This is a genomic window from Williamsia herbipolensis (genome assembly GCF_000964005.1).
In the GTDB taxonomy this organism is placed as follows: Bacteria; Actinomycetota; Actinomycetes; order Mycobacteriales; family Mycobacteriaceae; genus Williamsia_A; species Williamsia_A herbipolensis.
Genome location: NZ_JXYP01000041.1, coordinates 63871 through 87664, shown reverse-complemented (window position 1 = coordinate 87664; position 23794 = coordinate 63871). Strand labels below are relative to the sequence as shown.

Below are 23794 nucleotides of genomic sequence, written 5' to 3'. Positions count from 1 at the left end.
TCGCCAAGAGCCCGACCACCACGAAAACGACCTTGACCACGTGGGCCTAGGAGGACTTGAACCTCCGACCTCTTCGTTATCAGCGAAGCGCTCTAACCGCCTGAGCTATAGGCCCGTGAACCTCGGAAAGATTACCGACTGACCGCGCCAGAAACAAAACCGGCTCGGATCAGTCGCGGTCGGCCAGCGTGATCTCCACGCCGCCCACGAGGTCTGCGCTCATGTTGTAGATGAACGCACCCACCGTGGTGAGGGCGGTGAACACGACGACGTACACCGCACCGATGAGTGCTGCGATGCCGAACACACCGCCCGCGGTGATCTGGAACGAGGTGTCGGTGGTGGTGTCGCTCGACACCAGCGTCCCGAACGAGCTGTTCACCTGATCCCAGACCCCCATGCCGTCGAGGATCACGTAGAGGACGCCGATCGCGATCATCCAGATGAGGAACAGCGCGATCGCGAGGACCGACGAGATCTTGAACGTCGACCACGGATCGATGCGTCGCAGCTGTACGGCGGCGCGCAGAGGTCCGCGCGGTCCGGGGGCGACCGACTCGACCGACCGGAACGCTGACGACGACGGTGCCGCCTGTGCGGTCGGAGCCGTGGTCGGGTGGTGGATCGCATCGAGGTCGGGCAGGTCCTCGGGGATGTCACTGCGGTCGATGTTGCGGGTCGGTCCGTCGATCACCTTGCCAGCCAGCGAGTTCCGACCACGGTTGGCCTGGCCCTGCCCCGACTGACCCACGTTGCCCTGGGCGTCGAGCTTCGCGATCGGTGCCCGCGCGGTCTGGGCGGCCGACTGCTGATCGGCCGTCTGTCCGGCGGGGATCTGCTGACCGGGCGGCTTGGGCGCCGCGGTCCCCGTCACCAGCGGCCGGTACGGCTTCGGGTTCGCAGCCGGCGACGACGGCTGGGCGTTCGGGACCTGCGCGGTCCCCGGGGACTGGTCGGGTCGGTTGGGCTGTACCGGACCACCCGTCGGCGGCAACTGTGAACCGACGCGCTGCCACGGCGGTTTGCCACCGGCACCGGTACCCGACGACGGACGATGCGCGTCGGGATCCGGAGCACCCTGCGAGGAGCCGTTGGCGGCGGCTGCCGCACCGTTGGTGCCGGCGTCGCCCTGCGGGCGATCGGCCACCGATGCGCCGGGGCGACCGGGGGCACGCGACCACTCACCGTTCGAGGCGGGGCGATCGTCGGAGTTGCGATCGCCGTGGGGGCCACCGGCCGGGTCGGACCCCGTGCGCTGTCCGTCGGGCTCGTTGGGTGTGGTCACCTGAATTCCTTCACCTCGTGTGTGCGGTGCGGTGTCTGCCGGGAGGAGACGATTGCCCCGCTACTTCCCGTCGGACGCGCCGTCGATCTCATCGGGCTCGTCGGCGTTGCGGGCAATTGCCAAGAGCGTAGTTCCTTCGTCGAGGTTCATCAGGCGGACGCCCTTCGTCTGACGACCGGCCTTGCGCACCTGCTTTGCCAGCGTACGGATCACGCCACCGTTGGAGGTGATGGCGTAGACCTCGCTGTTGTCGTCGACGATGAGCGCACCGACCAGCTCGCCGCGCCTGCGGTCGTACTGGATGGTGAGCACTCCCTTGCCGCCGCGTCCCTGCACCGGGTAGTCGTCCATCGCCGTGCGCTTGGCGTAGCCGCCGGCCGTCGCCACCAACAGGTACGTGCCCTCGACGACGACGTTCAGCGACAGCAGCTGGTCGTCGTCGTTGAACCGCATGCCCTGCACACCGGACGTCTGGCGACCCATGGGGCGCAACGCCTCGTCGGTCGCGCTGAACCGGATCGACTGGCCCTTGGTCGAGACCAACAGCAGGTCGTCGGACGAGCTGCACAGCTGGGCACCGACGAGTTCGTCCTCACCGCGCAGGTTGACCGCGATGATGCCGCCGGAGCGGCTCGAGTCGAAGTCGACCAGACGGGACTTCTTCACCAGACCACCGCGGGTGGCGAGCACGAGGTACGGGGCATCCTCGTAGCTCTTGATCTGGATGACCTGCGCGATGCGTTCCTCGGGCTGGAAGGCCAGCAGGTTCGCGACGTGCTGGCCGCGGGCGGTGCGGTTGGCCTCGGGCAGCTCGTAGGCCTTCGCCCGGTAGACCCGGCCCTTCGTGGTGAAGAACAGGATCCAGTCGTGGGTGGAGCAGACGAAGAAGTGCCGGACGATGTCGTCCTGCTTGAGACCCGCGCCCTGGACGCCCTTGCCGCCACGCTTCTGGCTGCGGTAGAGGTCGGTCTTGGTGCGCTTGGCGTACCCGGTCTCGGTGATGGTGACGACGACGTCCTCGCGGGCGATGAGGTCCTCGTCGGTGACGTCGCCGTCGGCGGCGATGATGCGGGTGCGCCGCTCGTCGCCGAACTTCTCGACGACCTCGGTCAACTCGTCGCGCACGATCGCACGCTGGCGCTCGGGCTTGGCGAGGATGTCGAGGTAGTCGGCGATCTCGAGCTCGATCTCGGCGAGGTCGTCGACGATCTTCTGACGCTCCAGCGCCGACAGGCGCCGCAGCTGCATCGCGAGGATGGCGTCGGCCTGGATCTCGTCGATGTCGAGGAGGGTGATCAACCCCGCGCGCGCCTCCTCGGTGTTCGGTGAGGCACGGATCAGCGCGATGACGTCGTCGAGCGCGTCGAGGGCCTTCACCAGACCGCGCAGGATGTGCGCGCGCTCCTCGGCCTTGCGCAACCGGTAGCGCGTGCGTCGGATGATGACGTCGAGCTGATGCGCCACGTAGAAGCGGATCATCTGGTCGAGGCGCAGGGTGCGCGGGACGCCGTCGACGATGGACAGCATGTTCGCGCCGAAGCTGGTCTGCAGCTGGCTGTGCTTGTAGAGGTTGTTCAGCACGACCTTCGCGACGGCGTCGCGTTTGAGGGTCACCACGATGCGCATGCCGACACGGTCGGACGACTGGTCCTCGATGCGGCTGATGCCCTTGAGCTTGCCGTCGTTGACCTGCTCGGCGATCGACACGATCATGCGGTCCGGGTTCACCTGGTAGGGCAGTTCGGTGATCACCAGTGTCGTTGCGCCGGTGCGGGACTCTTCGACGTCGACCACACCGCGCATGCGGATGCTGCCGCGACCGGTGGTGTAGGCGTCGACGATGCCCTGCGACCCGACGATGAGACCCGCGGTCGGGAAGTCGGGTCCCTTGATCCGCTCCATGCACGCGGCCAGGGTCGACTCCTCGTCGGCCTCGTGGTTGTCGAGCGCCCAGAACACCGCGTCGGCGACCTCGGTGAGGTTGTGCGGCGGCATGTTCGTCGCCATGCCGACCGCGATGCCGCCCGACCCGTTGATCAGCAGGTTGGGGATACGACTCGGGAGGACCGTGGGCTCCATGGTCTTGCCGTCGTAGTTCGGCGTGAAGTCGACGGTCTCCTCGTCGATGTCGCGCAGCATCTCCATCGCCAGCGGCGTGAGGCGGGCCTCGGTGTACCGCATCGCCGCGGCCCCGTCGTCGCCGCGCGAACCGAAGTTGCCCTGGCCGTCGACGAGGGGGTAGCGCATCGACCAAGGCTGCGCGAGGCGCACCAGGGCGTCGTAGATCGCGGTGTCGCCGTGGGGGTGGTAGTTGCCCATCGTCTCCGCGACCGGCTTCGCACACTTCACGTAGCTGCGGTCGGGCCGGAATCCCGCGTCTCCCATGGCGTAGAGGAGTCGACGGTGCACGGGCTTGAGGCCGTCGCGGACCTCGGGCAGCGCGCGGCCCACGATGACGCTCATCGCGTAGTCGATGTAGCTGCGCTGCATCTCCTGCTGGATGTCGACCGGCTCGATGCGGTCGCCGCCGTTCTCGTCGGTGGTGCCGCCCGGCGGCAAGGTGGTGTCAGTCATCAGATCACTTTCGTTGTACTCCCGGCGTGTTTCACGTGAAACGCCACCCGGCGTCGATCACACGTCGAGGAAGCGGACATCCCGTGCGTTGCGGGCGATGAAGCTGCGTCGGGCCACGACGTCCTCGCCCATCAGGACACTGAACAGTTCGTCGGCGGCCGCGGCATCGTCGAGGGTGACCTGGCGCAGCACGCGCACCGTCGGGTCCATCGTGGTCTCCCACAGCTCCTTGGCGTTCATCTCGCCGAGGCCCTTGTAGCGCTGGATGCCGTCGTCGGTGTTGATCTTCTTGCCCGCGGCGCGGCCGGCCTCGAGCAGTCCGTCGCGCTCACGGTCGGAGTACGCGAACTCCGGAGCGGCGCCCTTCTGCCACTTGAGCTTGAACAGCGGCGGCTGCGCGAGGTACACGTGGCCGTGCTCCACCAGGGGCCGCATGAAGCGGAACAGCAGGGTGAGCAGCAGCGTCGAGATGTGCTGGCCGTCGACGTCGGCGTCGGCCATCAGCACGATCTTGTGGTACCGCAGTTTGGCGAGATCGAACTCGTCGTGGATACCGGTGCCGAAGGCGGTGATGATCGACTGCACCTCGGTGTTCTTGAGAACACGATCGATGCGGGCCTTCTCGACGTTGATGATCTTGCCGCGGATCGGGAGGATCGCCTGGTACATCGAGTCGCGACCCGACTTGGCGCTGCCGCCGGCCGAGTCGCCCTCCACGATGTAGACCTCGCACTTGGCGGGATCGTTGCTGCGGCAGTCGGCGAGCTTACCGGGCAGGCCACCGATGTCGGTTGCGCTCTTGCGCCGCACCAACTCTCGAGCCTTGCGCGCGGCCATACGGGCCTGCGCCGAACCGACCGCCTTGTTGATGATGATCTTCGCCTCGGCGGGATTGGACTCGAACCAGTGCGACAGGTGCTCGTTGGCCACCTTCTGTACGAAGCTCTTCACCTCGGTGTTGCCCAGCTTGGTCTTCGTCTGGCCCTCGAACTGCGGGTCGGAGACCTTCACCGAGATGACCGCGGCGAGACCCTCACGGATGTCCTCACCGGTCAGCTTGCCGTCCTTCTCCTTGAGGAGTTTCTTGTCGAGCGCGTACTTGTTGACCGTGCTGGTCAGCGCCGACCGGAAACCCTCCTCGTGCGTACCGCCCTCGTGGGTGTTGATGGTGTTGGCGAAGGTGTGCACCGACTCGGAGTAGCCGTCGTTCCACTGCATCGCCAGTTCCAGCTCGTGGCCGGTGCCCTTGGCGGTGAAGCTCACGATCGAGGCGTGGATCGGCAGCCGCGACTTGTTGCGGTTGTTCAGGTGCGCGACGTAGTCCTCGAGTCCACCGGGGTAGTGGTAGATCTTCGTGCGCGGCTTGCCCGAGACCTCCTTGCGCACGCTCTCGCCCGCGGTGTCGGCGATCTCGATGACGTCGGAGACCTCGGTCGCGGCCTCGCTGTCGAGCTCGGCCTGGCTCTTGGGTGCCTCGGCCGTCTCGATGTCGTCGCTGTCGTTGCCGATCTGTGCGGGACGCTCGTCGGTGAGGGTGATGGTGAGCCCCTTGTTGAGGAACGCCATCTCCTGCAGACGCCGCGAGATCGTCTCGAAGCTGTAGTCGGTGGTCTCGAAGATCTCCGGATCGGCCCAGAAACGGGTGGTCGTGCCCTTGCGGCGGGTGGCCGACCCCTTCACCAGCTCTGCGGGCTTGGCGTAGTTGTACGTCTGCGACCAGTGGAAGCCGTCGCGGTCGATCTCGAGTTCGACCTTGGTCGACAGGGCGTTGACCACCGAGATGCCGACACCGTGCAGACCACCGGACACCGCGTAGGAATCGGAGTCGAACTTGCCGCCGGCGTGGAGCTGGGTCATGACGACCTCGACGGTCGGGACACCGGTCTTGTGCATCTCGACGGGGATGCCGCGGCCGTCGTCGATGACCTCCACTCCCCCGTTGGCCAGGAGCTTCACGTCGACCTTGCTCGCGTGGCCTGCCATCGCCTCGTCGACCGAGTTGTCCACGACCTCCCAGATGAGGTGGTGCAGACCGCGCTCACCGGTCGAGCCGATGTACATGCCGGGGCGCTTGCGGACGGCCTCGAGACCTTCGAGAATGGAGATCGAGTCGGCACCGTAACTGCCGCTGCCCGCCTTCTTGGCGGGAGCCTTCTTCGGGGCGGCCTTCTCGGGCTGGGACTTCGGCGGCGTGCTCGCCGAGGAGTTCTCGTTGTCGGGGGTGTCGCTGCTGTCGGCCACGGGTGGGGTCCGCTCCTCAATCGTTCGGGACGTGCGTGTCGAACCCCTCTCGGGGCACTCCCTCCATAGTACTGCCTCAGGCGTCCGAGAACGGCTGTCCATGGTGTCTGACGCGCCCACAGACCGAATTTCTCGACAGTTCCTAGGGGCGATTGTGGGCACACACCGCCACGAACCTCTGAAGGGCTGTTTCAGCCGTAGGTGTCACGCGGTCCGCGACCACGCACGTGTCGCTCCCCCTTGCGCCACGACGGTGCCTTCGGTCCGGTGATGCGCAGCTGTGTGACCACGCCGTTCCCGACCGCTGCGGCGATCTTCGCGATGATCTGACCCTGGATGAGGCGCAACTGCGTCGCCCACGCCGTCGACTCGGCGGTGACATAGAGGATCTTGTCGCGCAGATCGGTGGGCTGGGCGTGCGCCGAGATGTCGGGTCCGACGATCCGGGCCCAGGCCCCGAACACTGTGCCCTCACCGATCTTGTCGCCCCATCCGCGGTCCTGGGACAGCGATCCGGTGAGCCGACCCAGCGGCTGCGGGTCCCGGGGATCGGGTCCCGAGCCCGAGTAACCGCCCCGACGGCCGCGGGCGCGGCGGCGCACCGGCGAGGACCGACCCTGACCGACCGATTTCCCCGCGGCGCGCGCGGCGTTGCGGGCGTCCTCCAGCGCCTTGCGGGCCATCGCGTGGCCACTGCTCGGCTCCTCCGGGGAGCCACCCGCCTGCGCGTCGTCGGTCACCGCTGATCCTCCTCGAGCAGGTACGACTCCCGGCCGCCGGATTCCGGTGACGACTCGCGGACACCGACGGCGACACGGCGACCACCGATGGCCTCGGGGATGTCCTCGGCGACCGCCGCGGTGATGATGACCTGTTCGACCGACGCGGCAAACCGCGACAGCGCCGCACGCCGGGAGGCGTCCAATTCGGCGAACACGTCGTCGAGCATGACCACCGGCTCGGCGCCGTCGGAGCGGATCAACTCCACCGATCCCAGACGCATCGCCAACGCCAACGACCACGATTCACCATGACTGGCAAACCCTTTCGCGACCTGACCGGCGATCACCACGTCGATGTCGTCGCGGTGCGGACCCACCAGACACACCCCCCGCTCGATCTCCTTCTTGCGCGCCTCCGACAACCGGGTCAGCAGCACGGCCTCGATGTACTCGACGTCGGCGGGGGTCCCGTCGACCGGAACGATCTCGTCACCCACGCTGGGTCGGTACCGCAGGTCGACCGGACGCGAATGCGGCGCGAGCGTCGCGTACTCGTCGGCCACCAGAGGCCGCAGCCGCTCCACGACGTCGATCCGCCCGGCGGTCACCTCGGCCCCGAATCGCGCCAGCTGCGTGTCCCACACATCGAGGGTGCTGATCACCGACGACGCCGACTCCCCACCCGAACGCATCGCCGCCGCAGCGGTTTTCAACAGTGCCGAGCGCTGGCGCAACACCCTGTCGTAATCGCTGCGCGCCGCGACCATGCGTGGGCCGGCGAGTGCGGCGAGTTCGTCGGCGAAGCGACGACGGTCGGCCGGTTCGCCCCGCACCAACGCCAGGTCCTCGGGGGCGAAGAGCACGGTGCGGAGGATGCCGACGATGTCGCGTGCCCGCCGCGACGGCGCACCGTTGACCGATGCACGGTTGGCCTTGCCCGGCGTGATCTGTACCTCGGCAGTCAGTTCACGACCACCGTTGATCACCGTGGCCGACGCGGTCGCCGACACGGCGCCGGTGCGGACCAATGATGCGTCCGTGCTCACCCGATGCGAGCGGAGAGTGGACAGGTACTGCAGCGACTCGATCAGGTTGGTCTTCCCGAAACCGTTGCGCCCCACGAATATCGTCGGTTCGGCAGCGAGATCGATCGACACCTCGCTCCACGAGCGGAAGTCACGCAGCCGCAGGGTGCGGACGAACACCTGCTCTCAGCTACCGGACGGTTTCACCGAGTGGCCGCCGAACTGGTTGCGCAGCGCCGACACGGCCTTGAGCGTCGGTGACCCGCTCTCCTGGCGTGACGCGAAACGGGCGAAGAGTGCCGCGGAGATGACGTTGGCGGGCACCGAATGTCGGATCGCCTCCTCCACCGTCCACCGACCTTCCCCGGAATCGGTTGTGTAGTCGGAGATCTCGGCGAGACCGGGATCCTCCTGCAGCGCCTTGACGAGCAGGTCCAGCAGCCACGAACGGATCACCGTCCCGTGCGTCCACGCCTGCAGGGTGCCGGCGACATCGGTGATGAGGGGCTCGGCGGTGAGGAGCTCATAGCCCTCGCCGTAGGCGTGCATGAGCCCGTACTCGATGCCGTTGTGCACCATCTTGGCGTAGTGACCGGCGCCGACCGGTCCGGCGTGGACGAATCCGTCGGCACGGTCACCCTCGGGACGGAGGGCGTCGAAGATCGGCATCGCGCGCTCGATGTGCTCCGCGGCTCCACCGGCCATGAGGCCGTAACCGTTGGCCAGTCCCCATACACCGCCGGACACACCACAGTCGATGTAGCCGATTCCCTTGGCGTCCAACAACTCCGCGTGCGGTGCATCGTCGGTGTAGCGAGAGTTTCCGCCGTCGATCACGAGATCGCCGGGTGAGAGCGCCTCGGCCAGCTTCTCCACCGTCTCACGGGTCGGGGCACCGGAGGGGACCATGACCCACACGACACGGGGTGCCTGCAGCGCGGCCGCGAGCTCGTCGAGCGAGGGCACGTCGGTGACCTCGGGCCGTGGGTCGTAGCCGATCACCTCGTGACCTGCGCCCTTGAGGCGCTCACGCATGTTGGCACCCATCTTGCCCAGACCGATCAGGCCGAGTTGCATGGTGCGTCCTCTCGTCGGAAAACGGTGCGACCCCGGCGCATCAGCGGGCCGGCGCGCGAAGTCGATCAGCCCGGAAGGCGAACCGGCATCAGCAGATACGTGAAATCGCTGGACGGTGCGGCGTAGGCGCCGCTGTCGTCGGGCACCGGGGCGTCACCGGTCGACGGACGCAGCACCGCGGGGCGGCTCGGGGTGGTGAACCCGAAGTCGACCGACGTCGTGTGCAGGGCGGCGAGACCGTCGAGCAGGTAGGTCGGGTTGAAGGCGATGGTGAGTGGATCGCCGTAGAACGAGACCGCCACCTCCTCCTCGGCCTTGCCGGCGTCGTCGCCGCCGGCGGTGAGCAGGACCGAACCGTCGGTGAACTCCAGACGCACCTGCGCACCCCGCTCGGCGACGAGCGCGACGCGCTTGATGGCATCGGTCAGGGCGCTGATCTCGATCGTCGCCATCGAGGTGTGCGACGGCGGCAGCAATTGGCGGAACTTCGGGAACTCCGCGTCGAGCAGACGTGTGGTGGTCTGGCGGCCCTGGCCCAGGATGCCGAGCAGTCCCTCGCTCCCGATGCTGCCCGCGGAACCGAGTGCCAGCGAGACCGGGGATCCGTCGGACCCCGCGGACTTGGCCGACTCCGACAGCGTCTTCGCCGGGACGAGTACCGCGGCGGTGTCACCGGTGGTGGGTTGCCAGGTGAGTTCGCGGACGGCGAGGCGGAAACGGTCGGTCGCGGCGAGCACGACGGTGTCGTTCTCGATCTCGACGCGGATGCCGGTGAGCATCGGCAGGGTGTCGTCCTTGCCGGCCGCGATCGCCACCTGGGTGATCGCCTCGGCGAACACCTCGGCCGGGACGGTGCCGGTCACGGTGGGGACCTCGGGAAGGGTCGGGTAGTCCTCGACCGGCATCGTCGGCAGCGAGAAACGTGAACTGCCGCAGGTGATCGCGACCCGCGAACCGTCGAGGGCGACATCGACCGGCTTGGCCGGCAACGCGCGGGTGATGTCGGCCAGCAGCTTGCCCGAGACGAGCACCCGACCCTCGTCGGCGACCTCGGCGGAGATGTCGACCTGGGCGGACACCTCGTAGTCGAAACCCGAGACGGTCAGACCGGTGTCACCGGCGGTCAGGACGACACATCCGAGAACCGGGACGGGCGGTCGGCTGGGCAGACTGCGGGCGACCCACGCCACGGAGTCGGCGAACTCGTCGCGTGTCACACGGAACTTCACAGCGATCGACCCTCCCGATCGGTCCGATCCTCCATAGCGACGAATGCCCTTCCGGTCGGTGGTGACGATGTCGTGCGCGTGACGACGTGGTGCGGACGATGCTTCGTCGGCCAGTGGGCACCACTCTAGAACGGACCGGCGCCGATCGTGGCAAACGGGTGGAGCTTGCACCCGAGCCGCTGACGGCGCCCGGGCCGAGGGTGTGGACAGAGGACTCTGTGCACATCGCTTCTTATAAAGAGAAGTGAAAGAGAGTGAATATCAATAGTCATAGGAGCTGTTGAATCTGTGGACCGACCCCGTGCTTCGCAGCTGGGGGGCGGTGGCGGTCTGTGTATGACAGGTGGAGCGTTGCCGGTGGTTGGGTGGCAGGTTGTGCACGTGTTGGTGTTCGTTCACCTCGGTCCACCGTTACTCCACAGTTCGACGAGGTTATCCACCGAGTTATCCACAGCTGGGGAACGACAGAACGGTGCGCCTGCGGAGGTGTCGAAAGGGTCGAACGATCTCGACCCGAGGTCGAGACATGGGTGCCCGGGAGCGGGAACGCGATCAGGTTCGCGAGCGCTGCTTGATGCGCGCGGTGAGTTCCTGGACGTAGTCGTAGACCTTGCGGCGCTCGGCCATCTCCTTGCGGATCTTCTTGTCCGCGTACATGACCGTCGTGTGATCGCGATCGAAGGTCTCGCCGATCTTCGGCAGCGAGAGATCGGTCAGTTCGCGGCACAGGTACATCGATATCTGTCGTGCCTGGGCGAGCGACCGTGTCTTGCCGGGCCCACGCAGCTCGTCGACGCTGATGCCGAAGTACTCCGCGGTGATGGCGAGGATGGCCGGGGCGTTGATCTCGACGTTGCCGGTGTCGGGCAGGAGGGCCTGCAGGACGATCTCGGCCAACGCCAGGTTCAGCTCGGCGTTGTTCAGTGATGCGAAGGCGGTCACGCGGATCAGCGCACCCTCGAGTTCACGGATGTTGCGCTCGATCTTCGAGGCGATGAGTTCCAGCACGTCGTCGGGGACCTGCAGGCTGTCCATCTGCGCCTTTTTGCGGAGGATGGCGATGCGGGTCTCGAGCTCGGGTGGCTGGACGTCGGTGATGAGGCCCCACTCGAATCGCGTGCGCAGCCGGTCCTCGAGGGTCGCGAGCTGCTTCGGCGGGCGATCCGACGACACCACGATCTGTTTGTTCGCGTTGTGGAGGGTGTTGAAGGTGTGGAAGAACTCCTCCTGGATGCCCTCTTTGCCGACCAGGAACTGGATGTCGTCGACGAGGAGCACGTCGACGTCGCGGTAGCGACGCTTGAACGCCACCCGACGGTCGTCACGCAGGGAGTTGATGAAGTCGTTGGTGAACTCCTCGGTGGACACGTACTTCACGCGCATCCCCGGGAACAGCCGCTGGGCGTAGTGACCGGCCGCATGCAGCAGGTGGGTCTTGCCGAGTCCCGATTCACCCCAGATGAACAGCGGGTTGTACGCGCGCGCCGGTGCCTCGGAGATCGCGACCGCGGCCGCGTGGGCGAAGCGGTTCGACGCGCCGATGACGAAGGTGTCGAACGTGTACTTGGGGTTGAGGCTGCTGGGTTCACCGGGACCCGGATGGAAGTACGTCGACCAGTCACCGTCGGCGGATCGGCCGTCGGCCGGCGGGAGACCGCTGCCGAGGACGCCGTCGATCCGGGGGGTGTCGTGGAGGTAGTCGTTCGCGTCACGGCGATCGGCGAACGTGTCCGGGAGCGTGTTCAACGCGGCGCTCACGTCGAGAGGTGTGTGACTCCCGGTGGAGGACTCCGCGTCGGGATCGATGCGCACACCGAGATCGACCTCGGCGCCGAGGTGGCGGCTCAGTGATGCCCGGATCGGCTCCCGGAGGGTGCGTTCGATCTGCTCCTGGACGAGGGCCGACGGCACCGCCAGCAACGCGAACCCCTCGGCGAGAGTGAGCGGCTGCACCAGTGACAGCCATGCCTTCTGCTGTCGGGTGAGGGAATCACCGAGGGTGTCGTCGGTGGTGAGCTCCACGAGCACCTGTTGCCAGATGTCACCGAAGGTGTCGCGGTCGGAACTCATCGTGACCCCTCCTCGAGGCGGCAATCGTCCAAGGTGGGCCGTACCGCGTGGCCCATCGTCGCCTACCCACCGACGTTTGTCCACACGGTTATCCACAGGTGTGGACAAATACGGAAGAGGCGTCGACCAGGCCGAACCATCTCGGCGCCGACGACATCGAGTGGTCGGTGAGAACCACGGCGACCGGTTGTCCCCAGGCCGCGCGATCGGCGATCAACTCTCCGCCGAACGATGTGCTCGTGGAAAGCTAACAGACGTCCGACGGACTCTCAACCGTTCGCCACGCACATTTCGGGCCGCAGATCACGGCACCCGGCGTGTACGGCGTGTCGCCGCAGGTCGGGTCGATTGCACCCGTCCCAGGGCACGGTGCCCGACAGCTCCGCGGCGGTTTGACCGGCTCCGAGACGGTCAGTACTCTCGAACGGTCGCCGAGGTGTGGGTCTCTCGTGCGCGTCGCCTGCTCGGAGGCTCCTCGATCTCATCGTGGTGTGTCGGTCGTGGTGGATGTGCGCGGACACGACCGAACCCGGCATGAGACCACCAGATAAACGGGTGTCGAGGGCGCATGTCCTCTCCGGCGCCCCGACAACGAGGAGTTCCCGTGGCCAAGGGCAAGCGGACCTTTCAGCCGAACAACCGTCGCCGCGCGCGTGTGCACGGCTTCCGTCTGCGCATGCGGACACGTGCCGGCCGTGCCATCGTCAACGGTCGTCGCCGCAAGGGCCGCGCGGGCCTGACTGCCTGATTCGTCACGTCCGCACGCGTCGACTCCGGCGCGTGCGCACTGTCGAATGCACCGGTGCTCGCCCGACATCAGCGGATCTCACAAAGGTCCGACTTCAGTCGCACACTTCGACACGGGGTGCGCGTCCGTCGTCGTGACCTCATGACCTATGTCCTGGTCAGCCCGCAGGCGTGGCCGGACCCCCGTGGTGTCCGGGTCGATGTCGCCGAACCCCGTGGACCCCGGGTGGGTCTGATCGTCAGCAAGTCGGTCGGCAACGCGGTGGCCAGGCATGCGGTCGCGAGGCGCCTGCGTGCTGCGAGTGCCGACGCGCTCGACGGTGTCACCACGCCGGCGACCGTTGTCATCCGCGCCCTGCCGAATGCGGGGAAAGTCCCGGAAAGTGTTCTCGCGGAACAGGTGTCGGCGGCCATCACACGATCAGGTCTGGCGGCGTCGTGAACCCCGGCAGCTGGTTGCGGCGGTCACTGATCTTCCTGGTGCGTGCGTACCAGACGTGGATCTCCCCCACTCGCATGCCGAGCTGCCGCTTCGAACCGACCTGCAGCACTTACGCCGTCGAGGCGCTCACCGAATGGGGTGCGATCCGCGGCGGAGCACTCTCCGTGTGGCGCCTCCTCAAGTGCGGGCCCTGGCACAAACCCGGCTACGACCCCGTCCCCGAGCGGAACAGGCACCATGGACTGGTGACCGGTGCGCAGACCGGCGATGATCCCGACCCCCGCGTCCCCGACGCTGATCCTTCGAGCGTCTCCGACGCCGAACCAAGGTGCGTCTCCGACGCAGTGAGGAGCAACTGACACCGTGCTCAACTTCATCTACTGGCCGGTCTCGGCGATCATGTGGGTCTGGCACTGGGTCTTCAGCCACATCCTCCCCGACTCCCCCGGCGGCAGCGGCATCGCGTGGGGACTCTCGGTGATCTTCCTCGTGTTCACCCTGCGCGCGATCCTCTACAAGCCGTTCGTGAAGCAGATCCGCACGACGCGGCAGATGCAGGAGATCCAGCCGCAGCTGCAGGCGATCCGAAAGAAGTACGCCAAGGATCGCGTGAAGATGACCGAGGAGATGCAGAAGCTCCAGAAGGAACACGGGTTCAACCCCCTGCTCGGGTGTCTCCCGATGTTGGCGCAGATCCCGGTGTTCATCGGTCTGTTCCACGTCCTGCGGTCGTTCAACCGCATGGGAACCGGCTTCGGCCAGCTGGGGATGAGTGCCGAGCAGACCCGGTCGATCGGCAACTACGCCTTCAATGCCGACCAGGTCCAGAACTTCCTCGACGCCCGTCTCTTCGGCGTCCCGCTGTCCGCGGCGATCTCACAGCCCAAATCGGAGTGGGTCGCGTTCAGCGCCGACGGCGTCATCGACTTCACGCGTAACCACATCATCTACCTGGTGATCCCGTTGGTGATCATCTCGTCGATCGCCACGCACATGAACTCGCGGGCGTCGGTCGCCCGTCAGGGCGCAGCAGCTCTGGAGAACCCGCAGACCGCGATCATGAACAAGCTCGCGCTCTATGTGTTCCCCCTCGGCATCCTGGTGTCCGGTGCGTTCTTCCCCGTGGCCATCCTCCTGTACTGGGTGAGCAACAACCTCTGGACCTACGGCCAGCAGCACATCGTCTTCAACCGCATCGAGAAGGAAGACGCGGAGAAGAAGGCGGCCAAGCAGGAGAAGCTCAAGGCCAATGCACCGAAGCCCGGCGCCCGGCCCGACCGCGCGAAGAAGAAGGCAGAGCCCACGACGGCGGATGCCGCTGATGCGAACGGTTCCGCGGTGAACGGAAACGGCACGGGTACGAACGGCAACGGAACGTCACCGAACCTGTCCAAGAGCAACGGCAAAGCGGCGGGCGGCAGTGCCGTGAACGGCAGTGCATCCAACGGCAGCGGTTCGAACGGATCGGGTGGCGGATCGAAGGCCGGCGCGGGAGCGAAGCCGCGTCCGGGTCAGAAGCCGACGTCGACACAGCAACGCAGACGCAAGCGACGCTGACCTCTCCGCGCCATCCTCGCGCGACCGCCACGATCGGTCGCCGAACAGACTTGTACACACACGATTCGAAGGTGAGAACACATGACGGCAGAGACGAGCGACGCCGACGTCGCCGAGATCGAGACCACCGACGACGTCGTCGCCGATGACACGATCACTCCCGAGATGCCCTCGGGCGCGGAGACGGCTGAGGGCGACGACTCCGGTGATGGTGAGGACCATCTGGTGGAGGAAGGCGAGGTGGCCGGTGACTACCTCGAGCAGCTGCTCGATCTCCTCGACTTCGACGGTGACATCGATCTCGACGTGGACGGCGACCGCGCCATCGTGAGCATCGACGGTGGACGCGATCTGGTGAAGCTCGTCGGCAAGAACGGTGAGGTTCTCGACGCGCTCCAGGAGCTGACCCGTCTGGCCGTGCAGCAGGCCACCGGCGAGCGTTCACGTCTCATGTTGGACGTCGCCAGCTGGCGTGCCGATCGTCGCCAGCGCCTGTCGGCGCTCGGCTCGGAGGTCGCCCACCGCGTCGCCGAGAACGGTGGTCGCGAGGAGCTCGATCCGATGACTCCGTTCGAGCGGAAGATCGTGCACGATGCGGTCGCCGCTGTCGACGGTGTGATCAGCGAGAGCGAGGGCGTCGAGCCCAAGCGCCGCGTCGTGGTCATCAAGCGCTGACCTCTCCCCCACTCGACACCCACAGGGCCCCGGTTCCGCCGGGGCCCTGTGGCGTTTCTGTCCCACCCCGGAAAGGATGTTTCACGTGAAACACGATGCCGAGTTCGAGAACCCCGATATCGCCGCCGCGGCCCACACGCTTTTCGGGCGGCGGATCGACGATGCCGCGACCTACCGCGACTTCCTCGCCGATGCAGGCGTGGTGCGCGGACTGATCGGCCCGCGTGAGGTCGACCAGATGTGGTCCCGGCACGTGTTGAACTGCGCAGCCGCGGGAGAGGCCATCGCCTCCGACGCTCACGTGGTGGACATCGGGAGTGGTGCCGGTCTTCCGGGCATCCCTCTGGCTCTGGCTCGACCGGACCTTCGGATCACGCTCGTGGAACCTCTGCTGCGTCGGCATGAGTTCCTGACGGAGATCGTGGGGATACTCGGGCTCGATGTGCGGGTGGTGCGCGGGCGTGCCGAGGACAAGGACGTCGTCTCTGCCGTAGGCGGCGCCGATGTGGTGACGTCCCGCGCGGTCGCACCGCTGGACCGCCTGGCGCGGTGGTCGCTGCCGCTTCTCCGGGCCGGCGGGGAACTCGTCGCCATCAAGGGTTCCTCTGCCGGAGACGAGATCGAGAAGCATCGCGCCGCGTTGTCGAGGTCCGGGTTGGACGACCTGCGCGTGGAGTCGTGTGGTGCCGATACTCTTGCCGTGGCGACGACGGTGGTCCGCGGCGAGTATCGCGGCAAGCCCGGTAAGCGTCGATGACGATGGCCGCGTCGAGAGTGCGATCACGTCTGGTCGATGGGATTGGTGTGGTGTGGAGGTTGGGCGCAGAATGTTGAGCAAGCGGGGTCGAAGGAGAGTGGCTGTGGGACAGGTTCCACCCGACGGAGGCGCTCCCTCTGGCGCGGTTGTCTCGGAGGCCCAGCCTCATGTTTCACGTGAAACACCATCGGACGGCGCGAAGGCGACACCGGCGAACGTTTCACGTGAAACCACGGAGAAGTACCACGACACCCCGATTGCCGCGGCGGCCGAGCGCGCGAGTCAGGTCCTCACCAAGGGGATGGCGGGCCGACTCCCCCGGCCAGTCGAACCCCGCATCATCACGGTTGCCAACCAGAAGGGCGGCGTCGGTAAGACGACGACGTCGGTCAACATCGCGGCCGCCCTCGCTCTGCACGGTCTGGGCGTGCTCGTCATCGATCTCGACCCGCAGGGCAACGCGAGTACCGCGCTCGGGATCGACCACCGTGACCCCGAGATCTCCTCGGTCTACGAGTTGCTGCTCGGTGAGATCACGCTGGCGGAGGCCATGCAGAGGTCGCCGGCCCACGAGCGGTTGTTCTGCGTCCCCGCGACGCTGGACCTCGCTGGCGCCGAGATCGAATTGGTGTCGATGGTCGCGCGTGAGACCCGACTGCGCAATGCGATCGACCTCGAGACGATCCGGGCACACGACATCGATTACGTCATCATCGACTGCCCGCCCTCGTTGGGATTGCTGACCGTCAACGCGATGGTGGCAGCCCGGGAGGTCCTCATCCCCATCCAGTGCGAGTACTACGCGCTGGAGGGTGTCGGTCAGTTGCTGTCGAACATCGAGCTCGTCCAGGCGCATCTCAACAAAGACCTCTGGGTGTCGACCGTGCTTCTCACGATGTACGACGGACGTACCAAGCTCGCCGACCAGGTCGCCGACGAGGTGCGTCGACACTTCGGCGACAAGGTCCTCACCACGGTGATCCCCCGCAGCGTGAAGGTGTCGGAGGCTCCCGGTTTCGGGATGACGATCATCGAGTACGACCCGGGATCACGTGGCGCCATGAGTTATCTGGACGCCGGGCGGGAGCTCGGGATGCGCGCATCGGCGACACGACAGGAGGACGGCACCGCATGACACAGCGCAAGGGCGGCCTCGGTCGAGGACTCGCAGCATTGATCCCCACCGGCCCCGACGAGGGCCCACGCCTGGGAGCCGCAGCCGCAGATGTCGTGCTGGGCGAGGCGCCGCGCAAGGGCGGTGCAGCTCGCACCGCCGCCGCGGTTCCGGCCGCGGAATCACCCGAGGACGCTGCGTCGGCGGCGGGGGCGGTGTACCGGGAGATCCCACCGACCCACATCCAGCCCAACCCGCAGCAGCCGCGGACCGCCTTCGACGAGGAAGCCCTCGCCGAGTTGGTCCACTCGATCCGTGAGTTCGGGCTGATGCAGCCCATCGTCGTCCGTCGTCTCCACTCCCCTGTGGGTGATGTCGCCTTCCAGCTGGTGATGGGTGAGCGTCGTTGGCGAGCCAGTCAGGTGGCGGGTCTGACGGCGATCCCGGCGATCGTTCGCGAGACCCAGGACGAGGACATGCTCCGGGATGCACTCCTGGAGAACATCCACCGGGTGCAGTTGAACCCTCTCGAAGAGGCCGCGGCCTATCAACAGCTGCTCGAGGAATTCGGCGTGACGCACGACGAGTTGGCGACGCGGCTGGGACGTTCTCGGCCCGTGGTGACCAACATGATCCGACTGCTGAAGCTGCCGATCCCCGTGCAGCGTCGAGTGGCTGCCGGTGTCCTGTCGGCCGGTCACGCCCGCGCACTGCTGTCGTTGGAAGGTGGAGCCGATCTGCAGGAGGCACTCGCGGCGCGAGTCGTCGCCGAGGGCATGTCGGTCCGCGCCACCGAGGAGGCGGTGACTCTCGCCAATCACGACGGGCCGGCGGCTGCGCCGAGCACGCCCACCAAACGCAAGCCGATGCTGATGCCGGGTCTGCAGGACGTGGCCGAGAAGCTCTCCGACCGCCTCGACACCCGCGTGACGGTGTCGCTCGGCAAGCGGAAGGGCAAGATCGTGGTCGAATTCGGCTCGGTCGATGACCTCGAACGCATCGTGGACCTGTTGGCCGAAAAAGGTGCGAAGTGACCGTGTCGAACCACGTACTCTGGTCAAGGAGCGAAACGTCACTGTGACGCTGAGGTGCTCCCGTACGCCCGCAACGCTCGACAACCGTTGTGCCGCAACGTATTCACGCGATGAGGCCACCCGCAGTCGCGCGGTGCGTGCCGCCGCCGCCGGGAGGGTCTGATGAGCGTCTCGATCAGCCCGCTCCGGCTCGACGGCTTCGAGTCGCTGCCGACCCACATCCGCCAATGCATCTTTTGGGAGGTCGATCCGGTCGGGATCCCCGGCCCCGAGAGCGGCTACGTCATCGACAGCGAGTTCGACAAAGAGGCATGGGTCTCGATGGTGATGCTCGACTGGGGCAAGTGCGCTCAGGTGGCGGTCGAGTCGACAACGGGTCGCACCATCGGCACGGCGTTCTACGCACCGCCCGGTCGCGTGCCCCGCGCCCGACTGCTCCCCACCTCCCCCGTCAGCGCCGACGCGGTGCTCCTCACGTCGGTGCGCGTGGACGCCGGCTTCGAGGGAACGGCGGAGACCTTGGTGGCGGCGGTCGTCGCCGATCTCGTCGAACGCGGCGTACGCGCGGTCGAGTCCTTCGGCATCGTCCGCTCGGCGGGTGACGAACCCGACGACCTCGCGCCTGCGAAGCCCGGCGTCTCCGATCCGTCCTCCACCCTCTGCCCGGGATGCATGACCGACGCACACTTCCTCACCGACGTGGGCTTCGAGCTCGTCGCCCCGCACCACCGCTTCCCGCGGTTCCGTCTGGAACTCGACGAGGGGCTGGGGTGGAAGTCGGCGGTGGAGAGCGCACTGGCAGGGCTGGTCGTGATGGCGACGATCGACGCGACCGGCCGGGAGCGGACCGCGGTACCGGTGGGCTGACGCCGCGGTGCCGCGGCGGGCCACTGCTCAGCGGGCGATGTGCTCCGACGCCAGCAGGTCGGCGAAGGTGTAGGTGCCGGTGGGCCGGTCGTTCTCGCCGAGCAGGTAGAGCCGCTTCACCGCGACGAGGATGGCGTCGGCGATGGTGTCGCGGATCTTGGGGTCATGGAGTGCGGCTGCGTCGTGCGGATTCGTGATGTATCCGATGTCGATCTGCGTGACCGGCATCCGCGTCAGACGCAGGATGTCCCACGTCTTCGGGTGACTCCGACAGTCGCGCAGAGGAGTGCGCGCCACGATCTCGCGTTGGACGAACCCCGACAGGGAGTCGCCGATCGTCGAGACCGAGCCCGCAGGCGTGCCGAAATAGAACGTGGCGACGCCCCCTGCGGTCGGGGACTTGTGGTGCGCACACCGGAGTGCGATCACCAGGTCGGCGTCGAAACTGTTTGCGGTGCGGGCCCGTTGGGCATCGTCAGGGTTGTCCGACACCGATCGCGAGAGGAATGTCTCCACCCCGGCGGCCGCCATGCGACCTTCGAGCCGGTGCGCGAGATCCCACAGGATGCTCGTCTCGAGCGCCGCGGTCTCCGGACCCACGGCGGCGTCGACCACCCCGTTGCCGGGATCGATGACCACACGCTTGCCCGACAGCTGGGGGCCCGAGCGCCGGACCGACTCCTGCTCGCGGATGGCGTGCGGCGAACCGCCGGTGACCTTGGTGCCGAGGTTGTCCAGCGACCGGAGCGTGTCGGGGCCGCAGATGCCGTCGGGGGTCATGCCGTACTCGCTCTGATACGAACACAGCGCCGTGTGCGTGGACTCGCCGAACTGGCCGTCGACGAGACCGGTGTAGTAGCCGAGATTCTGCAGCCGCGACTGCAGGGTCGCGACGTCGTCGCCGTTCATGGGCGCCGACAGGGTGTAGGTGAGAACCCGCGCGCCGAGGCGGTAGGACGCCTCACGCAGTACTCGATAGGTGGCCGGGCCGACGATGCCGTCGGCGATGAGGCCACGATGCTGCTGGAAGGTGCGCACCGCGTGCTCGACCTCGGGGTCGAAGACGGCAGGGCCGTCGAGCGTCCCGGCCTCGGCGCTGTGACGACCGCCCGCGGCGGTGGTGTCGGTGAGGAGACCCTGCGAGGTGAGGATCGAACGGATCTCGGCGACAGCAGACCCCTGATCACCCAGGCGGTACAGCGCCATCACCACAGCCTCTCTCGCACGTCGACGGCTCGGAGTGCACATCGACATCACAGTGTCTCAGGTCGGTGGTCCCCTGACCAACACGCTGCGTCAGGTGCCCACACGCCATCGGGTGCGCGCGACGAATGCCACGCACACCCGATGAACGTAGGTCGGCCGAGCCCGTCGGCCGGTGGATCAGACCGCGGGCTTCTCGGCACCGAGGACGGTGTCGAGCTCGCGCAGCAGCGCGGCCTTGCCCTTGGCCCCGACGATCGTCTTGGTCGGCTGACCGTTCTCGAAGAGGATCATCGTGGGGATCGACATGATCTTGAAATCTCGTGCGACATTGGGGTTCTCGTCGACATCGAGCTTGGCGACGGTGAGCTTCTCACCGTTGTCGGCGGCGATCTCCTCGAGCACCGGGGCGACCATCTTGCACGGGCCGCACCAGGTGGCCCAGAAGTCGACCAGCACCGGCTTGTCGGCGCCGAGAACCTCGGACTTGAAGGTCGCGTCGGTGACGACGACTGTGTTTGCACCCATTGTGTGTTCCTCCTCTAGTGGAAACGTGGCGTGTGGTCCGGAGACGGCGGTGTGCCGATCCGGAGGGGTGTGGTCAGGCGAGTGATGCGACCGCGACGTCGGCGGTGACGTGGGTGGTGGCGTCCGCGCGCTCGGCGAGCCACCGCTCCGCGTCGATCGCCGCACTGCACCCGGTACCGGCCGCGGTGATGGCCTGGCGGTATCGGTGGTCGACGAGGTCGCCGGCGGCGAACACACCGTCGACGCTAGTCGCGGTGGTACCGCCGACGGTGCGGACGTATCCGTCGTCGTCGAGGTCGACCTGCCCGGCGACCAGACCGCTGCGCGGATCGTGGCCGATGGCCACGAACATGCCGGTCACGTCGAGTGTCGACGTCTCACCGGTCACGGTGTCGACGAGTTCGAGGCCGGTGACCGACGTCTCCCCCAGCACGCGGTTGATGCCGGCGTTGGTGACGAAGCGGATCTTCTCGTTGGCCTTGGCGCGCTCGAGCATGATCTTCGACGCACGGAACTCCTCGCGACGGTGGACGAGGGTGACACTGCGGGCGAACTTCGTGAGGAAGGTCGCCTCCTCCATGGCCGAGTCGCCGCCGCCGATGACGGCGATGTCCTGGTCCTTGAAGAAGAAGCCGTCGCAGGTGGCACACGCGGAGACCCCGCGCCCCAGCAGATCCGACTCGCCGGGGACGTCGAGGTAGCGGGCCGCGGCACCCATCGCGAGGACAAGTGCGCGGCTGCGGTACACCTCGCCGCCGACCTCGACCTCCTTGATGTCACCGTCGGCCCGGATGACGTCGACGTCCTCCATCCGCAGGTCGGCACCGAAGCGCAGCGCCTGCTCGCGCATCTCGTCCATCAGCGCCGGGCCCTGGATGCCCTGCTGGAAGCCCGGGAAGTTCTCGACCTCGGTGGTCGTCATGAGCGCACCACCGAACTGCGTGCCCTCGAAGACGACGGGTGCCAGTTCGGCGCGTGCGGCGTAGACGGCGGCGGTGTATCCGGCCGGTCCGGATCCGACGATGATGAGGTCGTGGATCGTCTCGGTCCCTGTGTCGCTCATCTGTCCTCTTTCCACGTGCGTGATCGGCTGATTCAACACAAGGGTAAGGGGATCTGTTCCCGTGGCCTCACCTCGTCGGTGGGGTGCCCCCGATGCGTTGTCGGCTGATCAGCGCCGGTCGGCCGGTGTCGCAGTCGGTGCCCACGACGAGGGCGTCGAAGCGCCCGGCCTGTCCGGTACCGAGCAGGACGACCGTGCGCCGACCACCGTCGACGGTGAGGGTGCCCGAGCCGAGGACGGGTGTGGACGGTGCGACGCCGTTCGCGGACAGACATCGCTGCAGGCGCGCGGCGTCGGTGGGGCCGTCGAACGACGCCCCCGATCTCCCCAGTACCGACAGCAGGGCCACGGGCGAGGTGGCGGTTCCCGCGGTGTCGCCGGACGATGTCGGGGCGAGCTGGGGCGACGTGACCGACGGCTCGGCGTTGGTGACGGTCCCCTGCGACGACATCGACGCCGTCGAGATCGCCACCACCAGCGTGACCACGGAGATCACGGCAGCCGCGGCCAGCGCGATGAGCAGACCGCGACGCCGGCCGGCATCGCGCAGCCGTGCCCGAGCATCGGCGAGCGACTCGACCTCACCATCGGTTGCGGCGTCGCCCTCCGTGGCCGTCGAGCGCCCCTCGAGACTGGCGAGCGTCGCCTCGATCGCCGCGCCGACCGCGGCCGGTGGCGGTTCGTCGGCCACCGGGGCGGACGCGAGATCGGCGCGGGTGGCGTCGAGGGCGTCGAGGATGCGTCGGGCGGCGGGATCGGTGCGCACCCGCGGCCACAGGGCGGCCGCCTCGTCCTCGGGAAGGACGCCCGCGTGCAGATCGGCGACGAGGTCGACGGGGAACGGAGGACCGGGATGCGGGGCGGAGGAGTCGTCGGTCATCGTGCCTCCTGTTCCCTGCTCGCAGTTGTCGGTGTGTCGGCGCCGGTGACCATCCGCATACCCATCAGACGCCGACCGGGATCGATGGGTTCCCGCCGGGTGGCACATCGTCGGGTTCGCGGAGATGACCGAGGGCGACGGCGAGCTTGGCGCGGCCCCGGGCGCATCGACTCTTGATGGTCCCGGTGGGGACACCGAGCATCGCGGCGGCGTCGGTGACCGAGTAGCCCTCGACGTCGACGGCCACGACCGCCTCGCGCTGGTCGGCGGGCAGTGTCGCCAGTGCGCGGTCGACGGCGAGGCGGGTGTCGATCTCGGCGGTCGCGTCCCGCGGATCGGCCAGGGCCGGGATGTCGAACTCCGGGATGGGGACGGTGTGTCGCAGGGTGTTGTGGCGGACGCGGTCGAGCGCGCAGTTGACGACGATGCGGTGCAGCCACGACCGGACCTGCGCGTCGGCCCGGAAGGTCGCGGCGTTGCGGTGCGCCTTCAGCAGGGCCTCTTGCAGAGCGTCGGAGGCGTCCTCGGCGCTGTGGCTGCTCCGGCGGGCGACCGCCCACAGGTAGTTCTGGTGGCGTCGGACGAGGTGGCCGAAGGCCCGCGGGTCACCGCCGAGATGCGCGGCGAGCAACTGTTCGTCGGTCGGCGTCCGGGCAGGCGAGGACGCCGTCGTGTCGGTGCCCGTCCCCGCATCGGTCATGGTC

General features: G+C 67.4%; 22 protein-coding genes and 1 tRNA gene. 9 read left to right on the top strand and 14 right to left on the bottom strand.

Going from position 1 to position 23794, the window contains the following annotated elements; translation table 11 throughout:
* Positions 1–41 precede the first annotated feature (41 nt).
* From TU34_RS21435 to dnaA, 9 genes are all read right to left on the bottom strand, one after another.
* Positions 42–115, bottom strand: a tRNA-Ile gene (locus TU34_RS21435).
* 54 nt (positions 116–169) lie between these two features.
* Positions 170–1285 (bottom strand): DUF3566 domain-containing protein, encoded by a 1116-nt coding sequence (locus tag TU34_RS22560; protein WP_052689154.1) that lies wholly within the window; start codon positions 1283–1285, stop codon positions 170–172.
* A gap of 60 nt (positions 1286–1345) precedes the next feature.
* Entirely contained in the window at positions 1346–3859 is a 2514-nt protein-coding gene (gene gyrA, locus TU34_RS21425) for a DNA gyrase subunit A (RefSeq protein ID WP_045824944.1), read from the bottom strand.
* A 57-nt stretch (positions 3860–3916) separates the two neighbouring features.
* Positions 3917–5965 carry a DNA topoisomerase (ATP-hydrolyzing) subunit B gene (gene gyrB, locus TU34_RS21420; protein ID WP_045824969.1) on the bottom strand — a complete coding sequence of 683 codons (2049 nt, stop codon included), beginning with the start codon at positions 5963–5965 and terminating at the stop codon, positions 3917–3919.
* A gap of 326 nt (positions 5966–6291) precedes the next feature.
* A complete protein-coding gene (locus tag TU34_RS23745; RefSeq protein ID WP_045824943.1) occupies positions 6292–6840 on the bottom strand; it encodes a DUF721 family protein in 549 nt (182 codons plus the stop codon).
* Positions 6837–8027: a DNA replication/repair protein RecF gene (gene recF / locus TU34_RS21410; protein ID WP_045824942.1), complete on the bottom strand. Its 1191-nt coding sequence runs from the start codon at positions 8025–8027 to the stop codon at positions 6837–6839. The genes TU34_RS23745 and recF overlap by 4 nt, the downstream gene beginning before the upstream one ends.
* Positions 8028–8033: 6 nt before the next feature.
* Positions 8034–8924, bottom strand: coding sequence for a phosphogluconate dehydrogenase (NAD(+)-dependent, decarboxylating) (gene gnd, locus TU34_RS21405; RefSeq protein ID WP_045824941.1), 891 nt, complete (start codon positions 8922–8924; stop codon positions 8034–8036).
* A gap of 65 nt (positions 8925–8989) precedes the next feature.
* Positions 8990–10153 carry a DNA polymerase III subunit beta gene (gene dnaN / locus TU34_RS21400; protein ID WP_045824940.1) on the bottom strand — a complete coding sequence of 388 codons (1164 nt, stop codon included), beginning with the start codon at positions 10151–10153 and terminating at the stop codon, positions 8990–8992.
* 552 nt (positions 10154–10705) lie between these two features.
* On the bottom strand, positions 10706–12223 hold the full coding sequence (gene dnaA, locus TU34_RS21395; protein WP_045824939.1) for a chromosomal replication initiator protein DnaA: 1518 nt from the start codon (positions 12221–12223) through the stop codon (positions 10706–10708).
* A gap of 604 nt (positions 12224–12827) precedes the next feature.
* On the opposite strand from dnaA, the gene rpmH reads away from it, so the two are divergent.
* The 9 genes from rpmH to TU34_RS21350 all read left to right on the top strand — a co-directional run bounded on the left by rpmH (position 12828) and on the right by TU34_RS21350 (position 19416).
* The gene (rpmH, locus tag TU34_RS21390) at positions 12828–12971 is read left to right on the top strand and encodes a 50S ribosomal protein L34 (protein WP_045824938.1); all 144 of its coding nucleotides are present in this window, start codon (positions 12828–12830) and stop codon (positions 12969–12971) included.
* A gap of 54 nt (positions 12972–13025) precedes the next feature.
* Positions 13026–13412 carry a ribonuclease P protein component gene (gene rnpA, locus TU34_RS21385; RefSeq protein WP_045824937.1) on the top strand — a complete coding sequence of 129 codons (387 nt, stop codon included), beginning with the start codon at positions 13026–13028 and terminating at the stop codon, positions 13410–13412.
* A 74-nt stretch (positions 13413–13486) separates the two neighbouring features.
* The gene (gene yidD, locus TU34_RS21380; RefSeq protein ID WP_420835205.1) at positions 13487–13771 is read left to right on the top strand and encodes a membrane protein insertion efficiency factor YidD; all 285 of its coding nucleotides are present in this window, start codon (positions 13487–13489) and stop codon (positions 13769–13771) included.
* A gap of 4 nt (positions 13772–13775) precedes the next feature.
* Entirely contained in the window at positions 13776–14969 is a 1194-nt protein-coding gene (yidC, locus tag TU34_RS21375) for a membrane protein insertase YidC (protein ID WP_045824936.1), read from the top strand.
* Between the two features lie 81 nt (positions 14970–15050).
* Entirely contained in the window at positions 15051–15644 is a 594-nt protein-coding gene (locus TU34_RS21370) for a Jag family protein (protein WP_045824935.1), read from the top strand.
* 76 nt (positions 15645–15720) lie between these two features.
* The gene (gene rsmG, locus TU34_RS21365; RefSeq protein ID WP_045824934.1) at positions 15721–16401 is read left to right on the top strand and encodes a 16S rRNA (guanine(527)-N(7))-methyltransferase RsmG; all 681 of its coding nucleotides are present in this window, start codon (positions 15721–15723) and stop codon (positions 16399–16401) included.
* Between the two features lie 301 nt (positions 16402–16702).
* Positions 16703–17536 carry a ParA family protein gene (locus TU34_RS21360; protein ID WP_408068670.1) on the top strand — a complete coding sequence of 278 codons (834 nt, stop codon included), beginning with the start codon at positions 16703–16705 and terminating at the stop codon, positions 17534–17536.
* Entirely contained in the window at positions 17533–18549 is a 1017-nt protein-coding gene (locus tag TU34_RS21355) for a ParB/RepB/Spo0J family partition protein (RefSeq protein WP_045824932.1), read from the top strand. The genes TU34_RS21360 and TU34_RS21355 overlap by 4 nt, the downstream gene beginning before the upstream one ends.
* A 162-nt stretch (positions 18550–18711) precedes the next feature.
* Positions 18712–19416, top strand: coding sequence for a hypothetical protein (locus TU34_RS21350; RefSeq protein ID WP_045824931.1), 705 nt, complete (start codon positions 18712–18714; stop codon positions 19414–19416).
* Positions 19417–19443: 27 nt separating this feature from the next.
* On the opposite strand, the gene TU34_RS21345 is transcribed toward TU34_RS21350, so the two are convergent.
* The 5 genes from TU34_RS21345 to sigM all read right to left on the bottom strand — a co-directional run bounded on the left by TU34_RS21345 (position 19444) and on the right by sigM (position 23790).
* Entirely contained in the window at positions 19444–20622 is a 1179-nt protein-coding gene (locus tag TU34_RS21345) for an N-acetylmuramoyl-L-alanine amidase (protein ID WP_045824967.1), read from the bottom strand.
* A gap of 177 nt (positions 20623–20799) precedes the next feature.
* Positions 20800–21147, bottom strand: a complete 348-nt coding sequence (gene trxA, locus TU34_RS21340) for a thioredoxin (protein ID WP_045824930.1) — start codon at positions 21145–21147, stop codon at positions 20800–20802.
* 73 nt (positions 21148–21220) lie between these two features.
* Positions 21221–22210, bottom strand: a complete 990-nt coding sequence (gene trxB, locus TU34_RS21335) for a thioredoxin-disulfide reductase (protein ID WP_045824929.1) — start codon at positions 22208–22210, stop codon at positions 21221–21223.
* A 67-nt stretch (positions 22211–22277) separates the two neighbouring features.
* Positions 22278–23090, bottom strand: coding sequence for an anti-sigma factor family protein (locus tag TU34_RS21330; protein ID WP_045824928.1), 813 nt, complete (start codon positions 23088–23090; stop codon positions 22278–22280).
* Positions 23091–23154: 64 nt separating this feature from the next.
* Entirely contained in the window at positions 23155–23790 is a 636-nt protein-coding gene (gene sigM, locus TU34_RS21325) for an RNA polymerase sigma factor SigM (RefSeq protein ID WP_045824927.1), read from the bottom strand.
* Positions 23791–23794 lie beyond the last annotated feature (4 nt).